Annotated in this window: 29 protein-coding genes; all 29 read left to right on the plus strand. The window is 43.7% G+C overall.

The genetic code is table 11. The features are described 5' to 3' along the window. Window positions 1-26 precede the first annotated feature (26 nt). The 29 genes from BLR65_RS04120 (at window position 27) to BLR65_RS04255 (ending at window position 24029) form a co-directional block, all read left to right on the plus strand. The gene (locus BLR65_RS04120) at window positions 27-2444 is read left to right on the plus strand and encodes a heavy metal translocating P-type ATPase (protein ID WP_093792772.1); all 2418 of its coding nucleotides are present in this window, start codon (window positions 27-29) and stop codon (window positions 2442-2444) included. A gap of 31 nt (window positions 2445-2475) precedes the next feature. Beyond that, window positions 2476-2673 carry a CopZ family metallochaperone gene (locus BLR65_RS04125; RefSeq protein ID WP_093792774.1) on the plus strand — a complete coding sequence of 66 codons (198 nt, stop codon included), beginning with the start codon at window positions 2476-2478 and terminating at the stop codon, window positions 2671-2673. Between the two features lie 566 nt (window positions 2674-3239). Beyond that, window positions 3240-4583, plus strand: a complete 1344-nt coding sequence (locus BLR65_RS04130; RefSeq protein ID WP_176772682.1) for a TolC family protein — start codon at window positions 3240-3242, stop codon at window positions 4581-4583. A gap of 28 nt (window positions 4584-4611) precedes the next feature. Next, on the plus strand, window positions 4612-5904 hold the full coding sequence (locus BLR65_RS04135) for an efflux RND transporter periplasmic adaptor subunit (RefSeq protein ID WP_093792776.1): 1293 nt from the start codon (window positions 4612-4614) through the stop codon (window positions 5902-5904). Between the two features lie 11 nt (window positions 5905-5915). After that, the gene (locus BLR65_RS04140) at window positions 5916-9101 is read left to right on the plus strand and encodes an efflux RND transporter permease subunit (protein ID WP_093792778.1); all 3186 of its coding nucleotides are present in this window, start codon (window positions 5916-5918) and stop codon (window positions 9099-9101) included. 85 nt (window positions 9102-9186) lie between these two features. Next, window positions 9187-9663 (plus strand): hypothetical protein, encoded by a 477-nt coding sequence (locus BLR65_RS04145; protein ID WP_093792780.1) that lies wholly within the window; start codon window positions 9187-9189, stop codon window positions 9661-9663. A gap of 23 nt (window positions 9664-9686) precedes the next feature. Further along, window positions 9687-10241, plus strand: coding sequence for a C40 family peptidase (locus tag BLR65_RS04150; protein WP_093792782.1), 555 nt, complete (start codon window positions 9687-9689; stop codon window positions 10239-10241). A gap of 46 nt (window positions 10242-10287) precedes the next feature. Then, entirely contained in the window at window positions 10288-10725 is a 438-nt protein-coding gene (locus BLR65_RS04155; protein WP_093792784.1) for a GerD family protein, read from the plus strand. 165 nt (window positions 10726-10890) lie between these two features. After that, window positions 10891-11031, plus strand: coding sequence for a hypothetical protein (locus tag BLR65_RS29485; RefSeq protein WP_169716886.1), 141 nt, complete (start codon window positions 10891-10893; stop codon window positions 11029-11031). Window positions 11032-11050: 19 nt separating this feature from the next. Then, window positions 11051-11827 carry a prolipoprotein diacylglyceryl transferase gene (lgt, locus tag BLR65_RS04160; protein ID WP_093792786.1) on the plus strand — a complete coding sequence of 259 codons (777 nt, stop codon included), beginning with the start codon at window positions 11051-11053 and terminating at the stop codon, window positions 11825-11827. A 46-nt stretch (window positions 11828-11873) separates the two neighbouring features. Beyond that, window positions 11874-12515 (plus strand): methyltransferase family protein, encoded by a 642-nt coding sequence (locus tag BLR65_RS04165; protein WP_093792789.1) that lies wholly within the window; start codon window positions 11874-11876, stop codon window positions 12513-12515. A gap of 208 nt (window positions 12516-12723) precedes the next feature. Further along, the gene (locus BLR65_RS04170; protein ID WP_093792792.1) at window positions 12724-13278 is read left to right on the plus strand and encodes a LemA family protein; all 555 of its coding nucleotides are present in this window, start codon (window positions 12724-12726) and stop codon (window positions 13276-13278) included. 294 nt (window positions 13279-13572) lie between these two features. Beyond that, the gene (locus BLR65_RS04175) at window positions 13573-14271 is read left to right on the plus strand and encodes a response regulator transcription factor (protein ID WP_093792794.1); all 699 of its coding nucleotides are present in this window, start codon (window positions 13573-13575) and stop codon (window positions 14269-14271) included. After that, window positions 14264-15364 carry a sensor histidine kinase gene (locus BLR65_RS04180; RefSeq protein ID WP_093792796.1) on the plus strand — a complete coding sequence of 367 codons (1101 nt, stop codon included), beginning with the start codon at window positions 14264-14266 and terminating at the stop codon, window positions 15362-15364. Before BLR65_RS04175 ends, BLR65_RS04180 begins: the two co-directional genes overlap by 8 nt. 115 nt (window positions 15365-15479) lie before the next feature. Beyond that, entirely contained in the window at window positions 15480-15953 is a 474-nt protein-coding gene (locus BLR65_RS04185; protein WP_093792798.1) for a hypothetical protein, read from the plus strand. A 177-nt stretch (window positions 15954-16130) separates the two neighbouring features. After that, window positions 16131-16310 carry a hypothetical protein gene (locus BLR65_RS04190; protein WP_093792800.1) on the plus strand — a complete coding sequence of 60 codons (180 nt, stop codon included), beginning with the start codon at window positions 16131-16133 and terminating at the stop codon, window positions 16308-16310. A 129-nt stretch (window positions 16311-16439) separates the two neighbouring features. Then, a complete protein-coding gene (locus tag BLR65_RS04195; protein WP_093792802.1) occupies window positions 16440-16634 on the plus strand; it encodes a hypothetical protein in 195 nt (64 codons plus the stop codon). 111 nt (window positions 16635-16745) lie between these two features. Beyond that, window positions 16746-17162: a hypothetical protein gene (locus tag BLR65_RS04200; protein WP_093792804.1), complete on the plus strand. Its 417-nt coding sequence runs from the start codon at window positions 16746-16748 to the stop codon at window positions 17160-17162. A 122-nt stretch (window positions 17163-17284) separates the two neighbouring features. Next, on the plus strand, window positions 17285-17731 hold the full coding sequence (locus BLR65_RS31690) for a helix-turn-helix domain-containing protein (RefSeq protein WP_093792806.1): 447 nt from the start codon (window positions 17285-17287) through the stop codon (window positions 17729-17731). After that, window positions 17691-17975, plus strand: a complete 285-nt coding sequence (locus BLR65_RS04210; protein ID WP_093792808.1) for a helix-turn-helix domain-containing protein — start codon at window positions 17691-17693, stop codon at window positions 17973-17975. The genes BLR65_RS31690 and BLR65_RS04210 overlap by 41 nt, the downstream gene beginning before the upstream one ends. Before the next feature lie 86 nt (window positions 17976-18061). Further along, a complete protein-coding gene (locus tag BLR65_RS31695; RefSeq protein ID WP_143122496.1) occupies window positions 18062-18274 on the plus strand; it encodes an IS3 family transposase in 213 nt (70 codons plus the stop codon). A gap of 205 nt (window positions 18275-18479) precedes the next feature. Then, window positions 18480-19097, plus strand: coding sequence for a class I SAM-dependent methyltransferase (locus tag BLR65_RS04220; RefSeq protein ID WP_093792812.1), 618 nt, complete (start codon window positions 18480-18482; stop codon window positions 19095-19097). A gap of 293 nt (window positions 19098-19390) precedes the next feature. Further along, window positions 19391-19651 (plus strand): SHOCT domain-containing protein, encoded by a 261-nt coding sequence (locus tag BLR65_RS04225; protein ID WP_093792814.1) that lies wholly within the window; start codon window positions 19391-19393, stop codon window positions 19649-19651. A gap of 261 nt (window positions 19652-19912) precedes the next feature. Then, window positions 19913-20950 (plus strand): hypothetical protein, encoded by a 1038-nt coding sequence (locus BLR65_RS04230; RefSeq protein ID WP_093792816.1) that lies wholly within the window; start codon window positions 19913-19915, stop codon window positions 20948-20950. Between the two features lie 37 nt (window positions 20951-20987). Then, window positions 20988-21662 carry a hypothetical protein gene (locus BLR65_RS04235; RefSeq protein WP_093792818.1) on the plus strand — a complete coding sequence of 225 codons (675 nt, stop codon included), beginning with the start codon at window positions 20988-20990 and terminating at the stop codon, window positions 21660-21662. 8 nt (window positions 21663-21670) lie between these two features. Continuing rightward, on the plus strand, window positions 21671-22444 hold the full coding sequence (locus tag BLR65_RS04240) for a hypothetical protein (RefSeq protein WP_093792820.1): 774 nt from the start codon (window positions 21671-21673) through the stop codon (window positions 22442-22444). Continuing rightward, window positions 22431-22784, plus strand: a complete 354-nt coding sequence (locus tag BLR65_RS04245) for a hypothetical protein (RefSeq protein WP_093792822.1) — start codon at window positions 22431-22433, stop codon at window positions 22782-22784. Before BLR65_RS04240 ends, BLR65_RS04245 begins: the two co-directional genes overlap by 14 nt. 44 nt (window positions 22785-22828) lie before the next feature. Then, window positions 22829-23593, plus strand: coding sequence for a hypothetical protein (locus BLR65_RS04250; RefSeq protein ID WP_218130617.1), 765 nt, complete (start codon window positions 22829-22831; stop codon window positions 23591-23593). A gap of 1 nt (window position 23594) precedes the next feature. Then, window positions 23595-24029, plus strand: a complete 435-nt coding sequence (locus tag BLR65_RS04255) for a hypothetical protein (protein ID WP_093792826.1) — start codon at window positions 23595-23597, stop codon at window positions 24027-24029. Window positions 24030-24155 lie beyond the last annotated feature (126 nt).

The raw sequence follows: 24155 nt of genomic DNA on the forward strand, positions 1-24155 counted from the left end.
CATATGTGTTAAAGGAGGGAAATAAGATGGGCGAGACAAAAGACCAGCAAACTATATCTTTTAAAATAGGAGGAATGACCTGTGCAGCTTGCTCAAGTAGGGTAGAACGTGCACTCTCTAAGCTACAAGGTGTGGAGAAGGCGACTGTTAACCTTGCTACTGAGAAAGCTTCGATAAGCTATGATCCGCAACAAGTTAGTCTTGCTGATATCACCAAGAAAGTTGAAGATTTGGGTTATAAGGTTATTAAGGATAAGATAGATTTAAAGATAACAGGTATGACCTGTGCCGCTTGTTCGGGGCGAGTGGAAAGGGTGTTGAATAAAATGCTCGGAGTAGCTACCGCTGTTGTTAATTTAGCAGTTGAGAAGGCTACTATTGAGTACTATCCAGGCATAGTTAACGTTAGTGAAATTAAATCAAAAATCGAAAGCCTAGGATATGGGGCACATGATATCGCTGACGCTGGAGAAGTGGATAAAGAAAAGAAAGCCCGCGAAGCGGAAGTAAAAGGACAGCGCCTTCGGCTAGCAATTGCAACCTTATTCTCGTTACCTCTACTTTTGGCTATGGTTCTACATATGCTTGGAGTAATGGGAACCATAACGGAACTACTAATGAATCCTTATCTTCAGTTGGTGTTAGCTACGCCAGTACAGTTTATTGCCGGCTGGCAGTTTTATCGGGGAGCTTTTATGGCTCTCAAAAATGGTAGCGCAAACATGGATGTTCTCGTTGCACTTGGAACTTCAGCCGCTTATTTCTACAGTATTGCAAATGTTTTTCGTAATGAGCCTGATTTATATTTTGAAACATCGGCTATTTTAATAACCCTTATCATACTGGGCAAGCTACTTGAGGCCACTGCTAAAGGACGAACTTCGGAAGCTATTAAAGCACTCATGGGACTTCAGGCGAAGACCGCAAGAGTCGTACGCAACGGACAGGAAGTGGACGTCCCTGTTGAGTCTGTTTTGGTTGAGGATATTGTGGTAGTTAGACCCGGAGAAAAGATACCAGTTGATGGCGTGATTGTGGAGGGGACATCCACAGTTGATGAATCTATGCTCACGGGTGAGAGCTTACCTGTTGATAAAAAGGTCGGCGATGAGGTAGTTGGGGCAACTATCAATAAACTGGGAACCTTCAAGTTTAAGGCTACAAAGGTTGGTAAAGATACAGCTCTCGCACAAATTGTACGTATTGTAGAGGAAGCGCAAGGATCAAAGGCACCCATTCAACGTTTTGCCGACGTGGTTTCAGGCTACTTTGTGCCAGCTGTCGTAGGGCTTTCAGTATTAACATTCTTGGCATGGTACTTTATTTTTGACCCTGGCAATTTCTCAAGAGCACTGGTTAACTTCACAGCAGTGCTAGTTATCGCTTGCCCATGTGCACTTGGTCTGGCCACACCAACATCCATCATGGTGGGAACAGGCAAAGGTGCAGAAAATGGAATATTGATAAAAGGCGCTGAACATTTAGAAAACGCTCATAGATTGACCACTATTGTGTTAGATAAAACAGGTACAATCACCAAAGGTGAGCCAGAAGTCACCGACATCGTCCCGCTTGCGGGGTATAGTGAGGAGGATATTCTGCCATTGGCTATTCGCGCTGAGAAAAACTCCGAGCATCCCTTAGCCCAAGCTATTGTAAAGTATGGTCAAAAGAGGGGACTACCAATTACAGACCCCGATTCATTTGCAGCTATTCCGGGGCACGGGGTTGAGGTTACTATTGATGGTAAACGAATTTTGGTGGGTACTCGCAAACTTATGAAGGAAAACAATATAGAGATAGAGTCATCCATTGCCCAAGTTGAAGCTTTAGAAGAGCAGGGAAAAACAGTAATGCTTTTTTCCTTAGAAAATAGACTTAGCGGTCTACTAGCCGTTGCTGATACGGTAAAAGAAAACTCTGCTCAAGCCGTAGAAGAACTAAAGAAGCTCGGCATAGAGGTCTGGATGATAACAGGGGATAATACCCGCACTGCTAAGGCCATTGCTAATACAGTTGGCATTGACAATGTATTGGCTGAGGTACTGCCTGAAAACAAAGCAGAAAAGGTTGCCGCTCTTAAAAAGGAAGGTAAAGTTGTGGCAATGGTCGGTGATGGCATAAATGATGCTCCTGCACTGGCTACCGCTGACGTCGGTTTTGCCATTGGTACAGGTACCGATGTTGCGATTGAAGCTGCCGATATTACCCTTATGCGTGGCGATCTCACCGGGATTGTTGCAGCTATTCGTTTAAGTAAGGCAACCATGAAGAACATCAAACAAAATCTTTTTTGGGCGCTTGTGTATAATTCGCTTGGTATTCCAATTGCAGCATTTGGGTACTTGTCTCCAGTCCTGGCAGGCGCTGCCATGGCCTTTAGTTCAGTATCTGTTGTAACCAATTCGCTGAGACTCAAGCGTTTTAACCCATATAGAGAGTAATATAAATAAGATTTGAGGGGAGGTGACAAGAGTGAGTCAGACAATTTTAAAGATTGAAGGTATGTCATGTGGTCATTGCAAAGCGGCTGTAGAAAAAGCCCTTCAGGCAGTTCCTGGAGTGACAAGCGCTAGTGTTAGCCTGGAAAAGAAAGAAGCGATTGTTGAAGGTACGGGTGATCGTGCAGCGATGGCCAAGGCAGTAGAAGATGCTGGATTTGACGTGGTCTAAGACGATTTTGTTAATACGCAGAAGCCTGAGAATGGGCTTTTGCGTATTTTTTTTATAAAAAAAATAGGTTATGACATAAAATCGCATAAGTTCTTCAAGACATCTTCACAGGTTATTCATAATTGACTGCTATAATTTACACAGATCAAAAATAAGGAGGAGGATTACAAAATGAAAAAACGTTTTCTTATTGGGGCAGTTTGCCGCGCTGGTTATCACGTTAGGAGCCGCGTTCGCGTTTGCACAACAGGATATACCATGCGCAGATGACCGACAAATGGGCGAGTTACATAACAGTATGGTTGAGCAACAAGCAAATTGTCATTCTAATCAGCAAAGCCCCAACGTTAATTCTTTATAAAACAGACAATTGGTACACTCTACGAGAAAGAGGTAACTTCTGGCGAAATATACAAAATAATGTAGTTAATTTAGAAAATTGAGGCAAAAATATCGATTTATATGATAAAATGTAGATATGTTGAATAGTTACAACGGTACTTTTCTCACACATTGTACGATTTTTGATTTTAAGAAGTTAAACTGGAGTTGGAGGAGGTTGAATAATGAATAGTTTTCCCAAGGCTGGAATTGCAAGAGCACTTATTGTAGGAAGTATTATGTTTACCGCTAATTTGCAGCCTGTGCTTGCAGAAGATCAGCCCATGACCCTGCAAGAGATCGTCAATACCGCTATCAATAACAATCCGGCGGTCACAGAAATTCAAAAAAAGTGGGAAGAAAAATCCAGTCGCATTCCTGCTGTCACGGCGCAGCCTAATCTTAAAGTGGGATTTATGAAAGATGATATCCCAACTTCGAGCCTCAATCCCGGCAAAGGTATGATGACGGAATTTAGTATTAGTCAGGAATTTATGAATTCGTCCAAACTTAGAGCCATGGGCAAGATGGCAGCAAGTGAAGCCAACATGACTAAAGCCAGTTGGAACGAGAAACAAGTTGAAATCTATGCACAGGCTAAACAAGCCTATTACGACTACCTGTATTCCAAGCAGGCCTTGGTGATCGGAAAAGAAAGTCAGCAGCTTATGGGACAACTGGCGAAACTGGCTCAGATCAATTACTCTACCGGCATGGTGCCGCTGCAGGATACCTTGAAAGCGCAGACTGAGTTTTCACAGATGACAAGTGATCTTTTAAACATGGCATCAATGGAGGCTGTGGCAAAGGCAAAGCTTAATAATCTCATGGGGCGCAGTACGAATACCAGTTTTGAAGTGAAAGAAGAATTTATGGCTCCGCCGCCAAATTTTGATTTGGACAGTCTCATAAAAACGGCTGCCGAAGGCAAGCCATCAGTTGTTGGTATGCGGTATGGGGTGGAAATGGCCCAAAATGGAGTCGAGTTAGCGAAAAAGCAAAAACTGCCGGATTTTGAAGTCAGTCTGGGTTACAAAAAGAATAAAGAACCGATGGTCGAATCTGAAGTTGACCCTATGGATCCCATGAAAACCACTATAATGCTGGGAGACCGGAAGCCTACTTGGAAAATTGAAGTTATGGCAATGTTTCCTATCTGGCAAGGAAAAAACAAAGCAGAAATAAAGTCGGCAGAAGCCGGCCTGGAAGCATCTCAGGCTGCTCTGCAGAATATGAAAAACATGACCGAACTTGACGTCCAAATGGCGCTTACTGAAGCCCAAGCCTCCTGGCGTCAAATTGAATTATATAAAAATACCCTCATTCCTCAGGCTGAGCAAACCTACCAGGCTGCCGTTATCAGCTATACCAACGGTAAAGTGGACTTCATGACAGTTCTGGAAGGGGTAAATACCCTGCGTAATGCCAAGTTGGGGCTATATAAAGCAAAAGTGGATTATGAAAAAGCGGCGGTCAATCTGGAAAAAGCAGTAGGCAAGCCCTTGTTCACCAGTGGTACACAACCGTAATAAGTAAGCACGAAAAGGAGAGGACAGCATGATCGATAAAATACAGGCCAAAAAGAAACTTATTATTGGTGTGACTGCCGGTGTTCTGGTAGTCGGTGGAGCCGGCTACTACTATACGCAGCACAATAAACCGGCGGTGGATCATAGCGGGCACAACACAAATACCCCGGTTATGGCCATGGGTGATACCGTTACCCTGGATGCCAAAGCCAGGCAGTTAGCTGGGGTGCAAACGGCGCAAGCAGTAATTAAGCCGCTCTCAAAGGAAATTAAAACTACCGGCAAAATTGCCATGAACGAAAGTGGCCGGACATATATAACTTCTCGGGTTGAAGGCCGGGTCGATGAACTCTATATAACCGCCGATGGCGAATATATTGCCCCCGGTCAGGCAATTGCGTCTGTGTATAGTCCAACTTATATAGCGGCTCAGGAAGAATATTTATTAGCAATCGAAAACGTGCAGAAATTACGTAATGCCAGTAAAGATATCGTTCAAATCAATAATCGCCTTCGAGACGCTGCCAGACGCAAACTGCAGTTGCTAAATGTTGCAGATGGTGACATTGCCCATTTGGAACATACACAGCAGCCTAACGATCATATGACTATTTATGCGCAGTTTGGCGGAACCGTTTTGGAAAAGCAAGTGTTGCCGGGAGCGTTTATTATGCCGGGTGATAAACTATATAGCCTCTCAGACTTATCTACTGTTTGGCTTTATGCCGATATTTATGAAAAAGACATCGCCGGCATTACTCCAGGTCAGCCAGTGGTGGTAACTAGCGGTGCTTATCCAGGGGAAACCTTTACCGGCAATGTGGTCTTTATTAACCCAGTAATGGACGACGCCACCCGGACAGTTAAAGTGCGGGTCGAAATGGCCAATCCTACAGGTAAACTGAAACCCAATATGTTTGTTAATGCCAATGTTCAAATTCCGCTAGGCGATAGTCTGGTCATTCCGGAATCCAGTCTCCTTGACACCGGTAGTCGTAAAATTGTTTTTGTGGCCCAAAGTGAAGATACCTTTGTTAAGCGGGAAGTGGTTACTGGGCAGCAAGCCGATGGCTATGTTCAGATTCTATCCGGTCTGCAGTCTGGTGAAACGGTAGTTACTGCGGCGACCTTCCTTATTGATTCACAAACCAAGCTAGGTAGTTTTGGCAGCCATGCCGGACATGGCGGCGGAGGAGCTGCCAAAGGAAGCGCAACACCTGCACCTGCGCCGAGCGGTTCCAATAGTGGTATAACAGCGCCTGTTCAAACCCCATCTGCACCAGCTGCTGGTGGCGAACACAGCGGCCATAGCGGTCATTAAGGGGGCGCGGCATGTTAAACAAATTAATTGAGTTTTCTTTGAAAAACCGGGTGATTATCCTGGTATTATCTGCACTGGTCATTGTCTGGGGCGTCTTTACCGTACGGGATACACCGATTGACGCCTTCCCTGATTTAAGTGAAAATCAGGTGCTAGTTTCGGCCGATTGGATGGGTCGGGGACCGCAGGAAATCCAGGATCAGGTTACTTATCCGCTAGAGACGGCTCTTAGGGGATTGCCCAAGGTCAAAGAAGTGCGTTCGTCATCGTCTTTTGGAATGTCACTGATTACTGTAATCTTTGAAGATGGAGTCGATCCTTACTTTGCCCGCCAGGTGGTCAATGAAAAAGTGCAGCAGGCCATACCTCGTCTACCGCGTGGTGTGCAACCGGCCTTAGGACCAGTCAGTACCCCGATGGGGCAAGTCTTTATGTACACGTTAGAAAGTGACCGCCACAACCTGGCCGACTTGCGTACGGTAGAAGACTTCACCATTAAGCCGCAACTGAGTGCCGTTCCCGGTGTGGCTGAGGTTGCCAGCATCGGCGGCTATGTGATGCAGTATCAGATTAATCTTGACCCGCATCTCTTGCAAAGCTACCGGGTTACCTTCAATCAGGTATTTGGTGCTCTTGGCAGCAATAATGCCAATGTCGGTGCCAAGGTCGTCGAACAGAACGGTCAGGAGTATATTATCCGTGGTCTGGGTTTAATCCAGTCGGTGGAAGATATTAAGAACATCGTGGTTGCCCAGAACAACAATGTGCCGATATATATTAAAGATGTAGCCAGCGTCACCGCAGGTCCGGATTTCCGTCGGGGTGTGCTGACGAAATCCGGTTATGAGGCGGCTGGTGGTATCGTCATTCAGCGTATGGGGGAAAACACGCTGAATGTCATCGATCAGGTTAAAACTAAAATCAACGAGATTCAGCCAACCTTACCGGAAGGCATGAAAATTGTACCGTTTTATGACCAAACTGATTTGGTGAAAAAGGCGGTCAACACGCTAACCAGAGCACTCGTTGAAGAATTCATTCTGGTATCGATCATTGTCATTGCCTTCTTAGGAAATGTCAGGACCAGTTTGATTGTTACCAGCGCCATCCCGATTGGCATTTTGATTGCCCTGATTGCCATGAAACAGATTCACCTGTCAGCTAACCTGATGTCACTGGGTGGTATTGCCATCGGCATTGGTGTTATGACCGACGCAGCTATTGTTATGGTTGAAAATGTTTTCCGGCATTTAGCCGAAGATAAGGGACGGCGAAATATTATCGAGGTTACGCTGGAAGCAGCTAAAGAAGTTGCTGCGCCTATCTTCTTTTCCATCACGATTATCATTGTTACTTTCCTGCCGGTATTCACCATGACAGGTACCGAAGGGAAGCTGTATACCCCGATGGCCTGGGCTAAATCCTTTGCAATGAGCGGGTCGCTGCTCTTGGCGTTTACACTGGTGCCAGTACTATGCACCCTGCTTTTACGAGGGAAAATTCAGGAGAAAGATACCTGGATTGTTGCTAAGATGCATAAAGCATATGTACCGCTTCTTAAAACAGTGATGAAGTTCCATAAAACAACAATTGTTATTGCCATTGTTGTAATGATTGCCGGCTTTTCGCTAGTACCGCTTCTTGGCACTACCTTTATGCCGGCTTTGGATGAAGGGACATTCCTGGTGATGCCGACCATGCTGCCTAGTGTGTCGCTGACAGAAGCGGTGGAAGCGGCTAAAACTATGGATAAAGTCATTCTGGAAATTCCGGAAATCGATATGTCGGTGGGCAAAGTTGGTCGAGCCAATTCGGCGATGGACCCGGCACCGATCAACATGATTGAAACCATTGTCACGTTAAAGCCCAAAGACCAGTGGCGACCGGGTGTGACAAAAGAGAGTATCGAACAGGAAATGATGGTTAAATTAGCCAATATTCCTGGACTTAACTTAGCATTTACTCAGCCCATTGCCGGTCGCTTGTCCATGCTGACTACCGGTGTTCGCACTGAATTAGGTATCAAACTCTACGGGGAAGATCTCAGTGTATTACAACAAAAAGCTTTTGATATTGAGAAGGCATTGGCAACTGTGCCAGGTGTAAGCGATCTCTTGGCTGAACGAGTTTTTGGCGCTCCGTATCTGGAAATTCAGGTTAACCGGGACAAAGCGGCCCGGTATGGGTTGAACATTGCTGATGTGGAAGATGCGATTGAACTCGCGGTTGGCGGTAAAACGGCGACTACCACGATTGAGGGGCGCAAACGCTTTGACGTTCTGGTGCGCTATAACCGGGAAAATCGCGAAACCATTGATGCCATGCAAAATATTCTTATTCCGGTAACCGGCGGCGGTGCAGCGGCAGCGTCAAGTGCCGGTGGCGGTATGGGTGGCATGGGTGGTGGTGCAGCCACTTCGGCAAAACCAGCGACCGGAGCCTATGTACCGCTAGGTGAAGTTGCACAGTTTAAAGTAGTTGACGGACCATCGATGATCAGCAGCGAAAACGGAACGTATCGGATGATTGTCCAGATGAATACGCGAGGTCGGGACGTTGTCAGCTTTGTGGATGAAGCTAATAAAGTTATCAAAGAAAAGGTGGACTTGCCTCCTGGATACTCCTTACGGTGGACGGGTCAGTATGAAAATCAACAACGGGCGAAAGACAGGTTGGCAGTCGTCGTACCGGCAGTTATTGTACTCACCTTCTTTTTACTCTACATGAGCTTTAATTCAATGAGCGATGCTTTTCTGATTCTGATGAACATTCCATTTTCTCTGGTAGGTGGTATTGTCGCTATGTACATGACCGGTACCTACCTAACGGTTGCGGCAGCCGTCGGCTTCATTGCCCTCTTTGGTATAGCCGTGCAGAACGGGGTCATCATGGTGACTTATATTAAACACCTGCGAGACCACCGATCACTAGAAGAAGCCATTATCGAAGGTGCCTATACCCGTCTGCGACCGGTTATGATTACAGCATTGGTCGCCAGCTTAGGCTTGTTCCCGCTCCTCTTTGCAACTGGCACTGGTGCTGAGGTACAAAGGCCTATGGCTACCGTTGTCGTAGGCGGTCTGGTGACATCGACGATTTTGACATTGATTGTGTTGCCGTGCATCTATCTGGTGTGGAACCAGTGGCGTGATCGCAAAAAACCACGGGTACAAGGTAATTCGCAGGCGGCTGAGTAGACAATGATAAACGGACAGTGAAACTATAGGGGGATTATTCCCCCTATATAAAAAATGAGTTAAAATTAACAAACGGAGGCTGTTTATGAAAAAATATAAAGCATTAATTGGTAGCTTAACCATTGCCTTAGCGATGACGTTGGTTGCGGGATGCGGCTCTAATGATAAGCCGGCAGCCACTCAACAGACGCCTGCTGCGCAACAGCCAGCAGCCCAGCAACATTCAGGCCATGATATGAGTAACATGAAAATGCCTAAGGAAGATCCCATGCCAATGATGAAAGATATGGACAAAGCGTTGCAGGACATGGTTAAACAAGTGAAGGCCGGACAGACAATGGATGCGCAGAAAAGCGCTGCACAACTGGTAAGTACTACTGATAAGATTATGCCGCACATGATGGATGATGGCTTAAAGAATACATTGCGTAAAGCAGCTGTGGACATTAAAGATAGTGTAAACTCCGGCAAAACTGATCCAAGTGCTTTAGAAGGTAAAGTTAAAGCTATGCAGGAAATTATGAAGCAAACTACCACGCATCTGCAGAGCATGAGTCATTAATGACTCGGAAAGGAGGAGCGGTCATGGTTAGATGGATACTGATCGCCGTACTGACTGGCACGCTGCTAAGCGGAGTGTCAGCAGCTGAGGCCGCTCCGGCTTCCGGGTATAACCAATTTATGCAGTCGCTGGACGCAGTCCTCACTGGTGCCGTGATGCCGGTTGCTGATGAACCGCTGCCATCCGTTCGTTCCTTTAGCCTGAATGGACAGGCTGCGCAAATCGTGACAAGTGCCCGAAATTTGTTGGGACAGCCTGTTGTGTGGGGAGGAGCTTCTTTAGCCCAGGGTTTTGACTGCTCCGGCTTGGTGCAGTATGTATATAGGCAAAACGGCATTATTTTGCCGCGTACGGCTGACTTGCAGTTTCTTGTCGGGCGAACAGTATCGCCGGTAGCTCTGCAACCGGGCGACCTGGTATACTTTACCACCTATGAACCGGGCGCATCTCATGTAGGCATTTATATCGGCAATAATAAGTTTATCCATACATCCTTTTCGCAGGGTATTGTGGCTATTGCAGATATGAATGATGCTTATTTTGTTAAACGGTATTACGGGGCAAAGCGAGTATTGTGATTTGCAAAATGGTATGATAAAAAATATATTTTATGGAGGTTTTAGTATGAAGAAGAAATTAGCAATGTTAGTAGTTGGCGGGCTTGTAAGTGCTTCTGTATTGGGATTTGGTGTTAGTCCTAGCATAGCTAGTGCGGCTGAGAAAGTACCTCAGCCTTGTACTATGCAGGCAAATCAAACAGGGGCTATGATGGGAACCATGGATCCTAAGGCTATGGCTGAAATGATGAAAACTCCGGAGATGCAAAAACAGTGCATCGAAATGATGAAAAACCCGGAGATGCAAAAGGCCATGAAAGATGTCATGAAAACACCCGAAATGCAAAGTGTTATGAAACAAATGCTCCAACAGGATATGAGCTTTCATCAAATGATGTCTGATCTAGTTAATTCTGTGGATATGACCAGCGATCATAGCAACTCTACTCAAGCTGAACAACCTTCGGGTAATCCATCTGACGGCCACAGCGGTCATCATGGTTAATGTTGAGCTACGACAATAAATAGCGTTGCGCAAGCAGCCTTCCGACTCAAGGAGGGCTGTTTGTTTTTTGAAAAAACATAATTTCTTCATAGTGTGTTCACAGGTTCTTCAAAATTGCATGATAAGATTAGGATAATACATAGTACTTGGTGAGGAGGAAACATAGTGGAACCAAATAAACAAGAACTGCCTGAATCAGAAATTACAGAAGCATATTCACCATGGCAAAAAGCGGTTCTCCAATTGTTTAAGTTGGGGGCATGGACAACGACAGTAATGGCGATGGTTTACGCCATGCGTTCCTAACGACGAAAGGAGGGAAAACTTGTACCCTATTTTATTTAGTATTTACGGTTTTGAGATTCGTGCATGGGGTCTTATGGTGGCTTTTGGAGTGCTGGCAGGTTTATGGCTAGCGACACGACTGGCAAAAAACAATGAATTTACCGAGGATATTTTGCAAGAGTATGTGTTGTGTGGCTTTTTCGTCGGAATCATAGGAGCACGGCTATGGGAGGTCGCATTTTCCTGGCAACAATACGTGCTCAATCCTTGGCACGCCTTGATGTTTTGGGAAGGAGGCTTGTCCATTCAAGGTGCCGTTTTGGCCAATGTCTTGCTAGCTTTGTGGTATTTTCCCCATAAAGGATTGTCGTTCAGGCGTTTTGTTGATATCGGCGCTCCTTCGCTGATTTTAGGCCAAGCTATTGGACGTATTGGATGCCTGTTAAACGGAGATGCGTATGGTAAACCTACAGATGCCTGGTATGGGGTAGTCTATCAATCAGGGACTCCGGCGTTTAGTGCCTGGGGTAGTGTGCCATTAGTGCCAGCCGAATTAATGGAGGCTGGTTTGGATATGCTGATTCTCGGGATATTATTATATTTATATCCCCGCAAGAAATTTGACGGTCAGGTGGCGCTCGCTTATTTTGTACTTTATTCGCTGGCGCGGTTTGGATTAGAGTTTTTGCGCACAGACAGTCTCCTGGTTGGTGGATTCAAAGCCGCGCAGCTAACCGCTTTACTTACTGCTTTCGTAGCCAGTTTACTCTGGGGTTGGTGGGCAAGACAGAATAAGGTGGCTGAAATTAAAAAATAAGCTATCAGCAATATAGCAATAGATAGATGAAAGGATGTAGGTAACGATGGCACATTACGGTTTGTGGCCGTTAGTGATTATCAACTCACTAATTATTATCATATTCGCGTTTAGTTTTTCGCGTCCGCGTTCCTTGAAAGATTGGCGTACCTTCGGAACTTTCTCGGCTTTCGTGGTTGCGCTATTCACGGAGATGTATGGCTTTCCGTTGACAATATATTTATTATCTGGTTGGCTTGGCAGTCATTACCCGGCGCTAGATATCTTTTCTCACGATAACGGACATCTTTGGTATACGCTGCTTGGATTTACCGGTGATCCGCATAATAATCCAATCCACGGAGTTAGTGAATTCCTGATTACAGGTGGGCTTATGTTTTTAGGATTTACCTGGATGTTTTTATATCGAGCTCAGCGAAAGGGCGTAGTTGCAACCAGCGGACCATATGCCTACGTCCGCCATCCACAGTATATAGCCTTTATCGCTGTTATGACGGGTTTCTTAATTCAGTGGCCAACACTACTTACCGTGCTGATGTATCCGGTACTGGTTCGCATGTACGTATGGTTGGCGCGTAAAGAAGAAAAAGAAGCATTGGAGCAATTTGGCGAGGAATATGCTAGTTATGCAGCGGTCACTCCTGGCTTTATTCCATTTAGCAGTTCCGGGATGAAACTTCTTAAATGATATTTTGCTTAGCATTAGGGTATTTACCCAAAGCTAATTAAAAAGTGAGAATGTTTTAATGCCAACAAAATACTACAATTTCTTCACTCTTTCTTCAAAACTTCTTCATAATTATGGTGTATACTGAAACCATAAATTAAGTTCAAACAACCCCCTTTAGTCAGAAATACAGAGGCGGTTAGTAAGAATACATCATGGAGGAATTACTATGAATAAGACACTGTGGATTGTTTTGGCGTTCGTAGCAGTAATAGCAGTAAGTATTTTTTCTGGATACAACAACTTAGTTAGTATGAACGAGAATGTAAATGGTAAGTGGAGTCAGATCGAAAATCAGCTTCAGCGCCGAGCTGACTTGATCCCTAACCTGGTCAATACGGTAAAGGGTTACGCAAGCCATGAGCAGCAAGCCATACAAGCAGTAGCCGATGCACGCGCTAAACTGGGCGGCGCCCAAGGGCCGGTAGCCAAGGCAGAGGCTAATAACGAATTAAGTTCGGCCTTAAGCCGACTGTTAGTAATATCGGAAAACTACCCTAACTTAAAAGCAGATAAAAACTTTCGAGCCCTAATGGATGAACTTTCGGGCACGGAAAACCGCCTAGCAGTTGCCCGTAAAGATTATAACGAAAGCGTTCAAGCCTATAACACGGCCATTCGCTCGCTGCCAGCGAGCATCATTGCCGGTCCGATGGGATTTACCTCTAAAGAGTATTTCAAAGCCGATGAGGCTTCAAAACAAGTGCCGCAGGTGAAGTTTTAGACTTCACTCGTGGAAAAAGATAGGCCCGGCAATTGCCGGGCCTATAACTTTACTACTGTGCGATTACTATTTTAAGGATACTATGCAATCTTTATGAACCTTTGCGCTCTTATTATCGAATATCATGTTTATACAAATGCAATTCACATAAGTTTTTCACAGGTTTTTCAAAAGTTCTTCATATTAGATATGTATACTGGTGTTAACCAGGCTAAACTTGGGAAAATACTAAACTATATTATGCGTTACCGTATATGAACCCCAAGGATAATTCCGCAAATGAGGAGGTATATAATGGTGCAAAATTCGGTGTTACTAGTAGATGATGATGATAAACTGCTAAAATTACTAAAAATATATTTTGAAAAAGATGGGTTTATTGTTTATACTGCGTCAGATGGGATTGAAGCATTAATGGCTGTGCGCGAACACAAGCCAGATATAATGGTGCTCGATTTAATGATGCCAGGCATCGATGGTTGGGAAGTGTGTAGGCGGCTTAGAAAAGATAATGACATTCCAATTATTATGCTTACAGCTCGGGATGAAGAGAGTGACCGGCTGGTGGGATTAGAAATAGGTGCCGATGACTATGTTACTAAACCCTTTAGTCCTAAAGAGGTCGTAGCCCGTGCTAAAGCTATACTCAGGCGAACTAATAGGGCTGTTTTACAAAAAGAGGCGATTAAAGTAGGGCGTCTTACAATTGATCTTGATTCGTATCAGATACGCAGAGACGGAGAGATTATGGAAGTTACTCCCACTGAATTTAAAATTGTGGAATTACTTGCAACAAGCCCCGGGAAGGTATACAGTCGTCTGCAAATAGCTGAGCAAATTCACGGTTATACCTTTGAAGGGTACGAGCGGACAATTGATGCTCATATAAAAAACATACGCCGCAAACTGGAGGTCAATCCGAAAGAGCCAGAGTACATTCTTACCGTATATGGAATGGGCTATAAAATAGCCGGGGTGAACAAGGATGAATAGTATTGTTTATCGCATTACTGGCCTTATGTTCGGATTTGTAGCTTTTACTGTATTACTTCTTATCTATCTTGCGGACTACCAGATGAATCAGCTCTTTCGAGAATATTTGCTAATCATGAATCGTGGCGGAATGATGCATCATATGGGGCAACCTGAATTGACATTCTTAGCCTCTGTTCATAAGTCGCTAATATGGGTTGGAGCGATTCTCATTTTGCTTGGATTATTAGCAAGCTACTCACTTGGGCGAAGTATTGTTGTGCCATTACGTAAGATGAGCAATGCAGCTGAGGCCATTGAACAAGGAAATTTTGATCAGAGAGTACCGGTCATGTCTAAGGATGAGGTGGGGCGTTTAGCCGTAATATTTAATCGAATGGCAAACACACTCGAAAGCAACGCGAAATTGAGAAAGCAATTATTGGCTAATATTGCTCATGAGCTTAGGACGCCAATTGCTATTATCAAAGGACATCTGGAAGGCATGTTAGATGATGTTATAGATATGAATAAAGAAGAAGTTGCGTCAATACATGAGGAAACAATTAGGCTTAACCGTCTCATAACAGATCTAAAAGACCTATCATTGGCGGAGGTTGGCCAGCTTTCCCTTGAGAAGCAACCAACAAATATTAATCAATTAATTCGTCGAACGATTGGACTCATGAAAACGACAATTGAAGAAAAGAAAATGGCCGTAGAATTAAACCTAAATGATAAACTGCCTGAGATTGAGGTTGATCCAGATCGTATAAATCAGGTGTTTAGCAACATCTTTCTCAATGCTCTACGATATACACCAGATAAAGGTAAGATTTTAGTAACAACAAAGCTTGAAAAAAAGGATGGTCAGCGATATCTTCAAATTGTAGTCAGTGATAACGGGCCGGGTATTGCACCAGACGATATACCGCATGTTTTTGATCATTTTTACCGGGGAGAAAAATCTCGTGACCGAAAAAGCGGAGGGACAGGATTGGGCCTTGCGATTGTAAAACAATTGGTGGAATTTCACGGCGGTAAAGTGCTGATCGATAGTAGCCTAAATATGGGAACAACATTTTTGGTTTATTTACCATACGTTTCAAAGTAGACTCGTGCAACAGGTCTTTTTTATAAAACCATTTCCTCTTCATAAGTTCTTCATAATGACTTGATATAATAGGAACGAAAGGCATGAAGCTTATATGTATTCGAGGAGGCTATTCGTGAAGAAAGCAAAAGTAGTATTAGGTGGTATCGCACTATTATTATCCATGTCACTAGCTGCAGGTTGTGGCACCAGCCAACCAACTGCCCAACCGGCAAAACAAGCGGATCAACAGCCCGTCGGACAACAACATTCGGGACATAATATGCAAACCCACTCGATGCCAGCTGGTGATCCGATGCCGATTTTAGCTGAAATGGAAAAACAGGTTGCTGATGTTGCAGCTAAACAAAAAGCTAATCAGGTAGCTGATGCGCAGAAAGTTTCCGCACAGCTTGTTCAAACCGCCGATAAATTAGCACAGCATATTATGGATGAGGGACTTAGAAATAAGACTCGCCAAAGTGCTTCTGCTATTAAAGAGGCTGTTCATGCGGCAAAAGTTGATCAGACTGGTCTTGATGCTAAGATAAAAGAACTGCAAGATTTATTGCCTAAAGTTAAAACCGATCTAAGCAGTCATAGCCATTAAAAAAATCCTACAGATATAATGTAGACCTCTACTTGCGTAGAGGTCTTACATTTGAAATTCGCACAAAATCTTCATGAAATATTCATAAGTTCTTCATATTTGTATGGTTAAATTAAAGTAAATAAAGGGAGTTAAACAAAGCCCTAGATACTACATAGTAAAGAGGAGATAGATAATATGAACAAGAAATTATCTAAAATAGTTGCAGGATTGATGTTGTGGGCCTTCATTGCAGCGGCAGGTTTAGTATCACCGATTGCAATGGCAGAGGAAAATAATACCCAACAAAGCGAGCAACAAGTGCAGCCACCAGCCGATAACGGTCAAGCAAATCAACATAGCGGTCACCACGGATAGTAAAAAAAGCGAATCTTGAAGATTCGCTTTTTTGTTGCTGTGATGAATTCTTCATAAGATATTCATATTGATTTGCTACAATATACCTAGGCAGTAATTTTGAACCAAAAAAATAGGAGGAATTCAACAATGAATATGTCTGGAATTTCAGCAGGTAGTTCAGCAGGTAGTTCAGCAGGTAGTATGGCGGGTATGTCTGGTTGCAGTGGCTCACATCAACATGGTAATACTGGTAAGGCTGCAGCACAGCAGGATACTAATAGTGCCAGCAAGACGACTAGTGTAGATCCAAAGCTAGGCAACACTATCGACATTTCAGCATAAGGCACCGAAAAACTCCATAAAAACTTCACTTACTATTCATAAGATATTCATTTTTGTTTGTTATACTTAATAACAGAACCAAACCAAAAGACAATCAAGGAGGGCCTACTAATGATGATGAATGGAATGGGCGGTATGCATCAAGGCATGAATATGAGTATGAATGGTATGAACCAAGGCATGAACATGGGTATGAACGGTATGAACCAAGGCATGAATATGGGTATGAATGGTATGAATCAAGGTATGAATATGGGTATGAACGGTATGCAAGGTGTAGATGCATATAACCAAATGGGTAATATGACTATGAATGGGCATGCTGGAATTGCCAATATGGCAAGTATGCCTGGTATGATGCCAGGTTCGGGTTTTGAGTCAATTCTCAGTAATTTCGCCAGCATTGCAATTACCTTGTTGTTTTGGGTACTCTTGATTGGTGGCACCGTGTTCTTGGCCAGAGGACTTTGGGAATTATTCAAGCCGAAAAATCCAGTCGAGGCGGCACAAGTTGTAGTAACTAAATAAGTATAAGTTGTTGAATGACGTATAAAAGTAGGTAAAAGGGCTGACTCGAATAATGATATGCTCCCTTTAAAGTAGACAGATGAAATAACAAAACATCTGAACACTTTGAAGGGGGCATTTTCGTGCCGCAAAAAGGGCGCTTGTCGGTAGAAGACAAAGTAAGGATTGTTAGGGAGTACCTTTCGGGAGCGAGGGGTCCGAACGAATTCAGGCAAAAGTATGGGGTACGCAAACAAACATTGTACGAGTGGGTTAGACTGTACAAGACGCGCGGAGCAGATGGATTAGCACCCACGGCAGAAAACCGCCATTACACATCCGAAACTAAACGTAAGGCAGTTGTGGAATACCTGTCAGGCGGTGGTTCACAGCGCGATATCTGCTTAAAATATGACATCAGCAATAGGCAGATGTTACAGAAATGGATAAAACGGTATAATAGCCATAGAGATTTTATGCAACCGAACAGCGGAGGTAAAATTTATATGGTAAAAGGCCGCCAAGACTACTCTAAAAGAACGAGTCGACATCGTCAGCTACTGCATTGCCAACAGCAAAGACTACGGTAAGGCAATTGAACGGTATGGTGTGTCTTATCAACAAATCTACGGATGGGTCCGGAAATATGAGAAAGACGGTGCCGAAGGTCTTTCCGACCGCCGCGGTAAAGGAAAAGACCAAGCTTCGATGAGCGAGATTGAGAAACTACGAGCTCAGTTGAAACTCAAAGAAGCGGAGAATCGGAGGCTTCAAATGGAGAACGACCTGCTAAAAAAATTGGAGGAGGTAGAAAGGAGGCAAGGTATAGACTAAGCAAGGTACGGCTTGAATCCAAATACATAGCCATTAAAGAACTCAACGAAGAAAAGCAATACTCGGTCAGCACCCAGTGCGCCATAGTGAGACTTAACCGTTCCTCTTATTACAAATGGCTAGCCTTTTGGGGAACCCTGAAAGCGGAAATGTACTATCTTTACAGATTCTTCGACTATGACAGCCTGAAAGCTGCCATCGATGACTATATAGACTTCTACAACAACGCGAGATTTCAAGAACGCCTGAAAGGTTTGGCACCGTTGGAGCATCGTACAATGCTACTGGCCACCGCGTGATCTAAAAAAAATGGATACCTATCGGCATCCATCTTCTTAACAATTTTTCTTTTTTAGTTGTCTACTTGACAGGGGGCAGTTCATAAGGTTTGAGTTAGCCCTTTTATACTATCAAAGGAAATATAAAACTAAGCTAGTTCTGCTTACTTATTTATTTACAAAGCATTTGGAGATACTACTTATATGCACTCTGGAGGTAATGTAGATGACAATATCTGATAGTCAGACTGAAACAATCCGAAGGCGTTATAATCGAACGGCCTTGTTTTACGACTGGATGGATAAAATGATCTCTGTTAAACTACGCCAAAAAGCTATTCAACAGGCGGAGGGTAAGGTGCTTGAAATTGGTGTAGGTACTGGTGCAAACTTAGAATATTACTTGCCAGGCTGTCAGGTGACAGGCATTGATTTTAGTCCAGGTATGTTGGAGAAAGCTATGCAGAAGCAATTTAAGGCAAAGGTACCTGTTACACTCTTAGAGATGGATGCACAAAATATGAGCTTTCCTGATAACACCTTCGACACAGTAATTTCGACCTGCGTCTTCTGCTCAGTTCCTGATCCTGTTCAAGGTTTGAAAGAAGCCAAACGAGTATGTAAGCCCAATGGAAGGATAATTTTGCTTGAGCATGTGCGCAGTGAGAATCCGATATTAGGGCTATTAATGGATATCTTAAATCCATTAGCGCTACATATAATTGGTTCCAATATTAACCGGGATACAGTTATGAATATACATACTGCAGGGATAAAACCTCTGGAGATGGAAGAGTATTCAGGAAAGATAATTAAGCTTATTATTGCATCGCCCAATGAATGACATCCGGCTTGATCTGACTTTACGATTTTAGCTAGATTAATATTTCCGTGATTGTACCTGGAAAATATCCAGGTACTTATTATTCATCAGATATTCACATAATTTTCATTAAGAATTCATATTGAGTTGCTATAATGCAACTAAGTGGTAAATAATTTCGAAGGAGGGGAATTTAAAAAATCATTCACCTCAACGATGCCAACTGAGTAGCATGGCATTAACCAAATGTTGATGTTCGTGATTAGCAGTATGACAGGCATCTAGAATAATATTTATAAGTGGAGGAAAAGTTTATGTATTATGGTTATAACTATGTTTCGGGAGGCAGCTATTTAGGAAGCTTGGCATCCACTTTGGCATCATTTCTTTTCTGGGCACTTGTGATAGTAGGTTTCGCCTATCTGATTAGGTGGTCTTGGGATTTAGCAGGACAAAAGTTTGGACAACAAAAGCCTGCAGTAGATTCATTTGAAATCATTAAGCAGCGTTATGCGAGAGGCGAAATTAGCCGTGAAGAATACCTTTCTTTGAAAGAAGATTTGAGCGCACTGTAAACAAGAATAGACAAAGGCACAAACAGCGTCGTAAATAACGGCGCTGTTTGTTTTTACCTTTTCACTTAAAGAGTCAAAGCGATATTATCCGAAAAGCGGCTGAAGGTATCGATAGAGAGATAGAAAAACTTTTAAAGTCGAAGTTTATCCCGTCTTTTTCTGTTTTCGTGGAGTTACTTATTATGACATACTAAAAAAAGTGCATAACATAAAAGAAATGTTCTCATATTAACCTTGAAACCATGAGTTGGAGTTGATGTGATGAGGTTCCTGTTAGCTGTACTTGTTATTGTTTTAATTGTAGGTGCGGTAGCCTATGGAGCACAAATGATGGGCATCCAGATACCGTATGTATCTCAATTCTTTGCTAATATGTCACCGGGTGGCGGGCATGCTGGTCATCAGATGCCGGGCATGCAAGGTGGCAATCAAATGCCTTCTAGTCCATTTAACCAGTTAGCCACTCAAAACAAAGATAGGTTGGTGCAGGCTACTACTATACTCAATCAAGCAATGGAGCTGATAACGAACGACCCCTATTCTCAGATCACGCAGTCCAGCCCCCCAAGTACTGGAGCTGTTAGTAACAATAATGCAGGTGCTATAACAATACCGCCGCGCGACGGTGTAACGATTAATATTAATCCAGGTCAACGCCGGGATTTTCCACCTAATACAGGCAATATAGTGTACGACCAGACAAAATTAGAGCAATTACACACGGGAATATTTAAGTACTCTCAAGCATTAATGCTACTCAATGAACTTAATAACGACTTAACAGACCAGAGTGTTATGCCTGAAGCTAATCCTCCTACGGGAGATACTTACGTGATCAGATATAACTTGACTCAGCAAAATAGAGCTAAGCTGGTTCAGGCCGGACGATTTCTACAAGAATCAATTGCAATGGCAAATGTTAACCCATATGCCCCTACTGATGGATATGTTTACAATACCCAAAAGATGCAGCAACTGCATCAAGGGATTTATGAACTAGGGCGCAGTGCGCTAATGCTGAGCCGTCTCAGTGAAGACTTAAACCAGCAAATGATTCAGATTTCAAATGAGGCTCGGATGGCTAGAGTACAAATGTCAGGCTCTATGATCGGGATGAACAATATGGCAGGGATGAGTTCCACGGCAGGTATGAATATGGCAAATATGCAGCATGGATCCATGTCGGGCGATAGTATGTGGATATTTAATTTAGCGATAATTATTATTGCGTTTGGTATAGTGCTAGGGGTCTTGATACTCATTAAACGACTTATAAATGAAGTGAGGGCCTCTCAGTAACTATTTACCATAATTAAAACAGAAAGGAAGGGACAGTATGGGTGATACGACAAAAGGGGATCCGATTTTAAGAGTAGTCCTCATTGTCTTTGTGGGACTATTGGTATTCGGTTTCTTGTTTGGAGGGAATTTCGGTGGAACCGGTAACATGGCCGGCGGTGGCGGTCATCATGGTATGGCTGCTTCTGGCGGCTACAGTGGAGGAATGTTCTTCGGTGGGTTAATTCCTGGGCTCATCGGGTTCCTTATGCATCTTTTAGTCCTGGTGTTGGTCTTTGCGCTGATTGCCGGTCTGATTATGGGCATTCGAAAGTTCATCAACCAACCGAATGGTTTCATTCAATCGTCTAAGGCTTTGGAATATGTCAATCAAGATCCTGTGCTTAGAACCATGGCGATAGTTCTCGCCGCAGTTTTTGGCTTATACTTTATTTCGGCGCTGTTTAACAGCATACAGTTTGGTGGATATGGCGCATCGCCGCAGTTTATGCTGTTTATGCTTATCGGGTTTCTCGTAAAGTTATTGATGTTAGCGCTTGTTATCACACTAACGGTTGCCTTAGTTCAGTATTTGAAAGCTCAGTTTGATGGCGAACAGGGCCAGCAATCAAATGGTGCTAGTACACTTCAGGTTGAACCTGCACAGCTGTCTTCTCCGCCAGTTATTAATTCTAACGGTTATAAGCCAGGAGATAAACGCGAAGGGAAATAGTTGTTGCTGTGAAACTTAGACTGGATTTTGTACTCCACTGGCTGTTAACCATTATTTTTTCTGTACTTGCCATCAGTGGGTTAGCCATGGTCGGAGCTAGGTTTGGCTGGGTACTTGGCTATGATATTGCTACAGCTGATTTGGTGCATAGGGTTCTTGCTGTTCCTTATGTAATAATAGCCTTCATAGTCATTGGTCAGGAGCTTGCCAGGGTACTAACAGGCGAAAGTCAAGGGGATTTAGGCTGGGGAATATTTGGTAGGCAAGGGTATGGGCTATTTACCATGCTTACCATGTTAATGTTTATTGTAACTGGCATTATCCTGTGGAAAAGCCACCACAGCAATATGGCTGCTCTTTCATTTTCGATGTTTGTGCACGAAAAGCTGACTTACATTGTAATGGCAAGCCTAGTATGGCATATGTACCAGAAGGCCTATGCTTTTTTATGGACGCAACAGCAGGTAGCGGGTAATCTCATGACTCAGCGATGGTTTAAAGTAGCTATATGGTTTGTTGCCTCTAGTTTTTTCTTTGCCGTAGCGGTCATAATGATTTCTATTGGAGGGCCTGATCCGAGCAAACAGCAGGTTGAGGCCTTTATGTCAGGAATGATGAAGGCTATGATGAATTCATTAATGGGTATAGCGGCGATGGATTCCGGCACTGAGAACCAAGCGGTGGCGCTGTCTGTCCCCTTATTTACAGACTTACTCTTGTTTGCGCTAATTCTGGCAGCTTACTTGGTATGGAGGAATGCGAAACCTAATGAACCAAGCTAAACTTCATTTTTGGCAACTATCCTTTATCTTTTTAGTGGTTGCTGTCTTGGCGCTTTTCCAGGTATGGTCAAATAATCAAGCCGAGAGTAGTGACATGATGACTCAGATGATGGGGCAAAGTATGGGTGACATGATGCGCATGATGCACGCCTCTAATATCACGTTATCAGATCTCTTGACTTGGAAGCAGGAAATGGCCCAAACGATGAATATGAACATGCATGATCAGGGCGGATATTTAAGGTGGCTGCATGATTTTACGACCAGCATCATCTTTTTTTTAACACCGTTTATCTTAGCTGGCACACTATTACTGTTGATTGTTTGGCATTTGAGTTGAGGTGAATGTATTTGAGTAGTCTCGGATTCCTTGGACCCATGTACATGTTTTTTCTCATAGCTTTGCTGGTGGTGGCGCTCGGCGCGGGTGCCAACTATTTGGCACATAGTGCTGTGAACGCTTTTGGCAAGCAAGATACAGTAACTTCCAAGCAAAATAACACTACAACATCTAAGGGAGGATATAAATTAATGGAAAATAATCCGTGGCTCAGATATGCGTTGTATTCTTTTTTGGGGATCTTATTATTAATGGCGGTGGTCGGTCTATTAACGCCGAATCAACCTTCTATGTACGGTCGTGGTCAGATGATGCCAGGTATGAATGCTGGCTTTGCTGGCGGCGGCATGCAAATGCCTATGGGCAACGCATCCTTCAATGGTGGAATGATGGTGCCCGTAATAATGGTTCCAGTTAATATGCCTATGGGAATGCAAGGCGGTAATATGGGTATGCAGGGTCAAATGCCTATGGGAATGCAAGGCGGTAATATGGGTATGCAGGGTCAAATGCCTATGGGAATGCAAGGCGGTAATATGGGCATGCAAGGTCAAATGCCTATGGGAATGCAAGGTGGTAATATGGGTATGATGGGTATGCCGATGGGGAATATGCAAAGTGGCGGCGGCATGGGCATGATGATGCCGATGGGGAATATGCAAAGTGGCGGCGGTATGGGTATGATGATGCCGATGGGTAACATGCAGCAAGGTGGCGGCATGGGCATGAATATGTCTGGCGGCTCGTCCGGTGGTATGTCAGGTGGATCGTCAGGCGGTTCTTCAGGCGGCGGTATGGGTATGATGTAACATGAGTAAACTGCTTATTACAGTTTGTATAATTAGTATAATGCTAATTGCCGGTTGCGGACAAAAAAGCCAGCCGCCAGCAACGCCGCCCGCTCAGCAAGGCGGTGGCCAACAGGCTCAGCATAATATGGCAAATATGGAAGATCCTAAGCCGATTATTGCGCAAATGAATCAAGCAGTGGATGAGGTGGCCAGTAAGTCGCAAACTAATAAATTGACGGAGGCCAGGACGTCGACGGGTAACTTAGTTACACTTAATAATCGTCTGTCACCTCATATTTCCGATACTGCTTTTAGAGATCAGCTAAGCCAAACAATTACTGCCTTAAATACTGAAGTGAACAAACCAACTCCAGATAAGGCCACTGTTGACAAGCAGGTGGAAAATGTCAGAAAACTTATGGCAGAAGTTCCTAATAAGATTATGGCTCATTGATGTTAAAAAACCTTTGCGATGTACGCAAAGGTTTTTCATTGTAAGAAAACTTCACAGGATTTTCATTTGAGATTCATAAGATATTCATTTGGATTTGCTATACTTAAGACAAATCAGAACCAACTG

Source organism: Sporomusa acidovorans (assembly GCF_900101845.1).
GTDB classification, from domain to species: Bacteria; Bacillota; Negativicutes; order Sporomusales; family Sporomusaceae; genus Sporomusa; species Sporomusa acidovorans.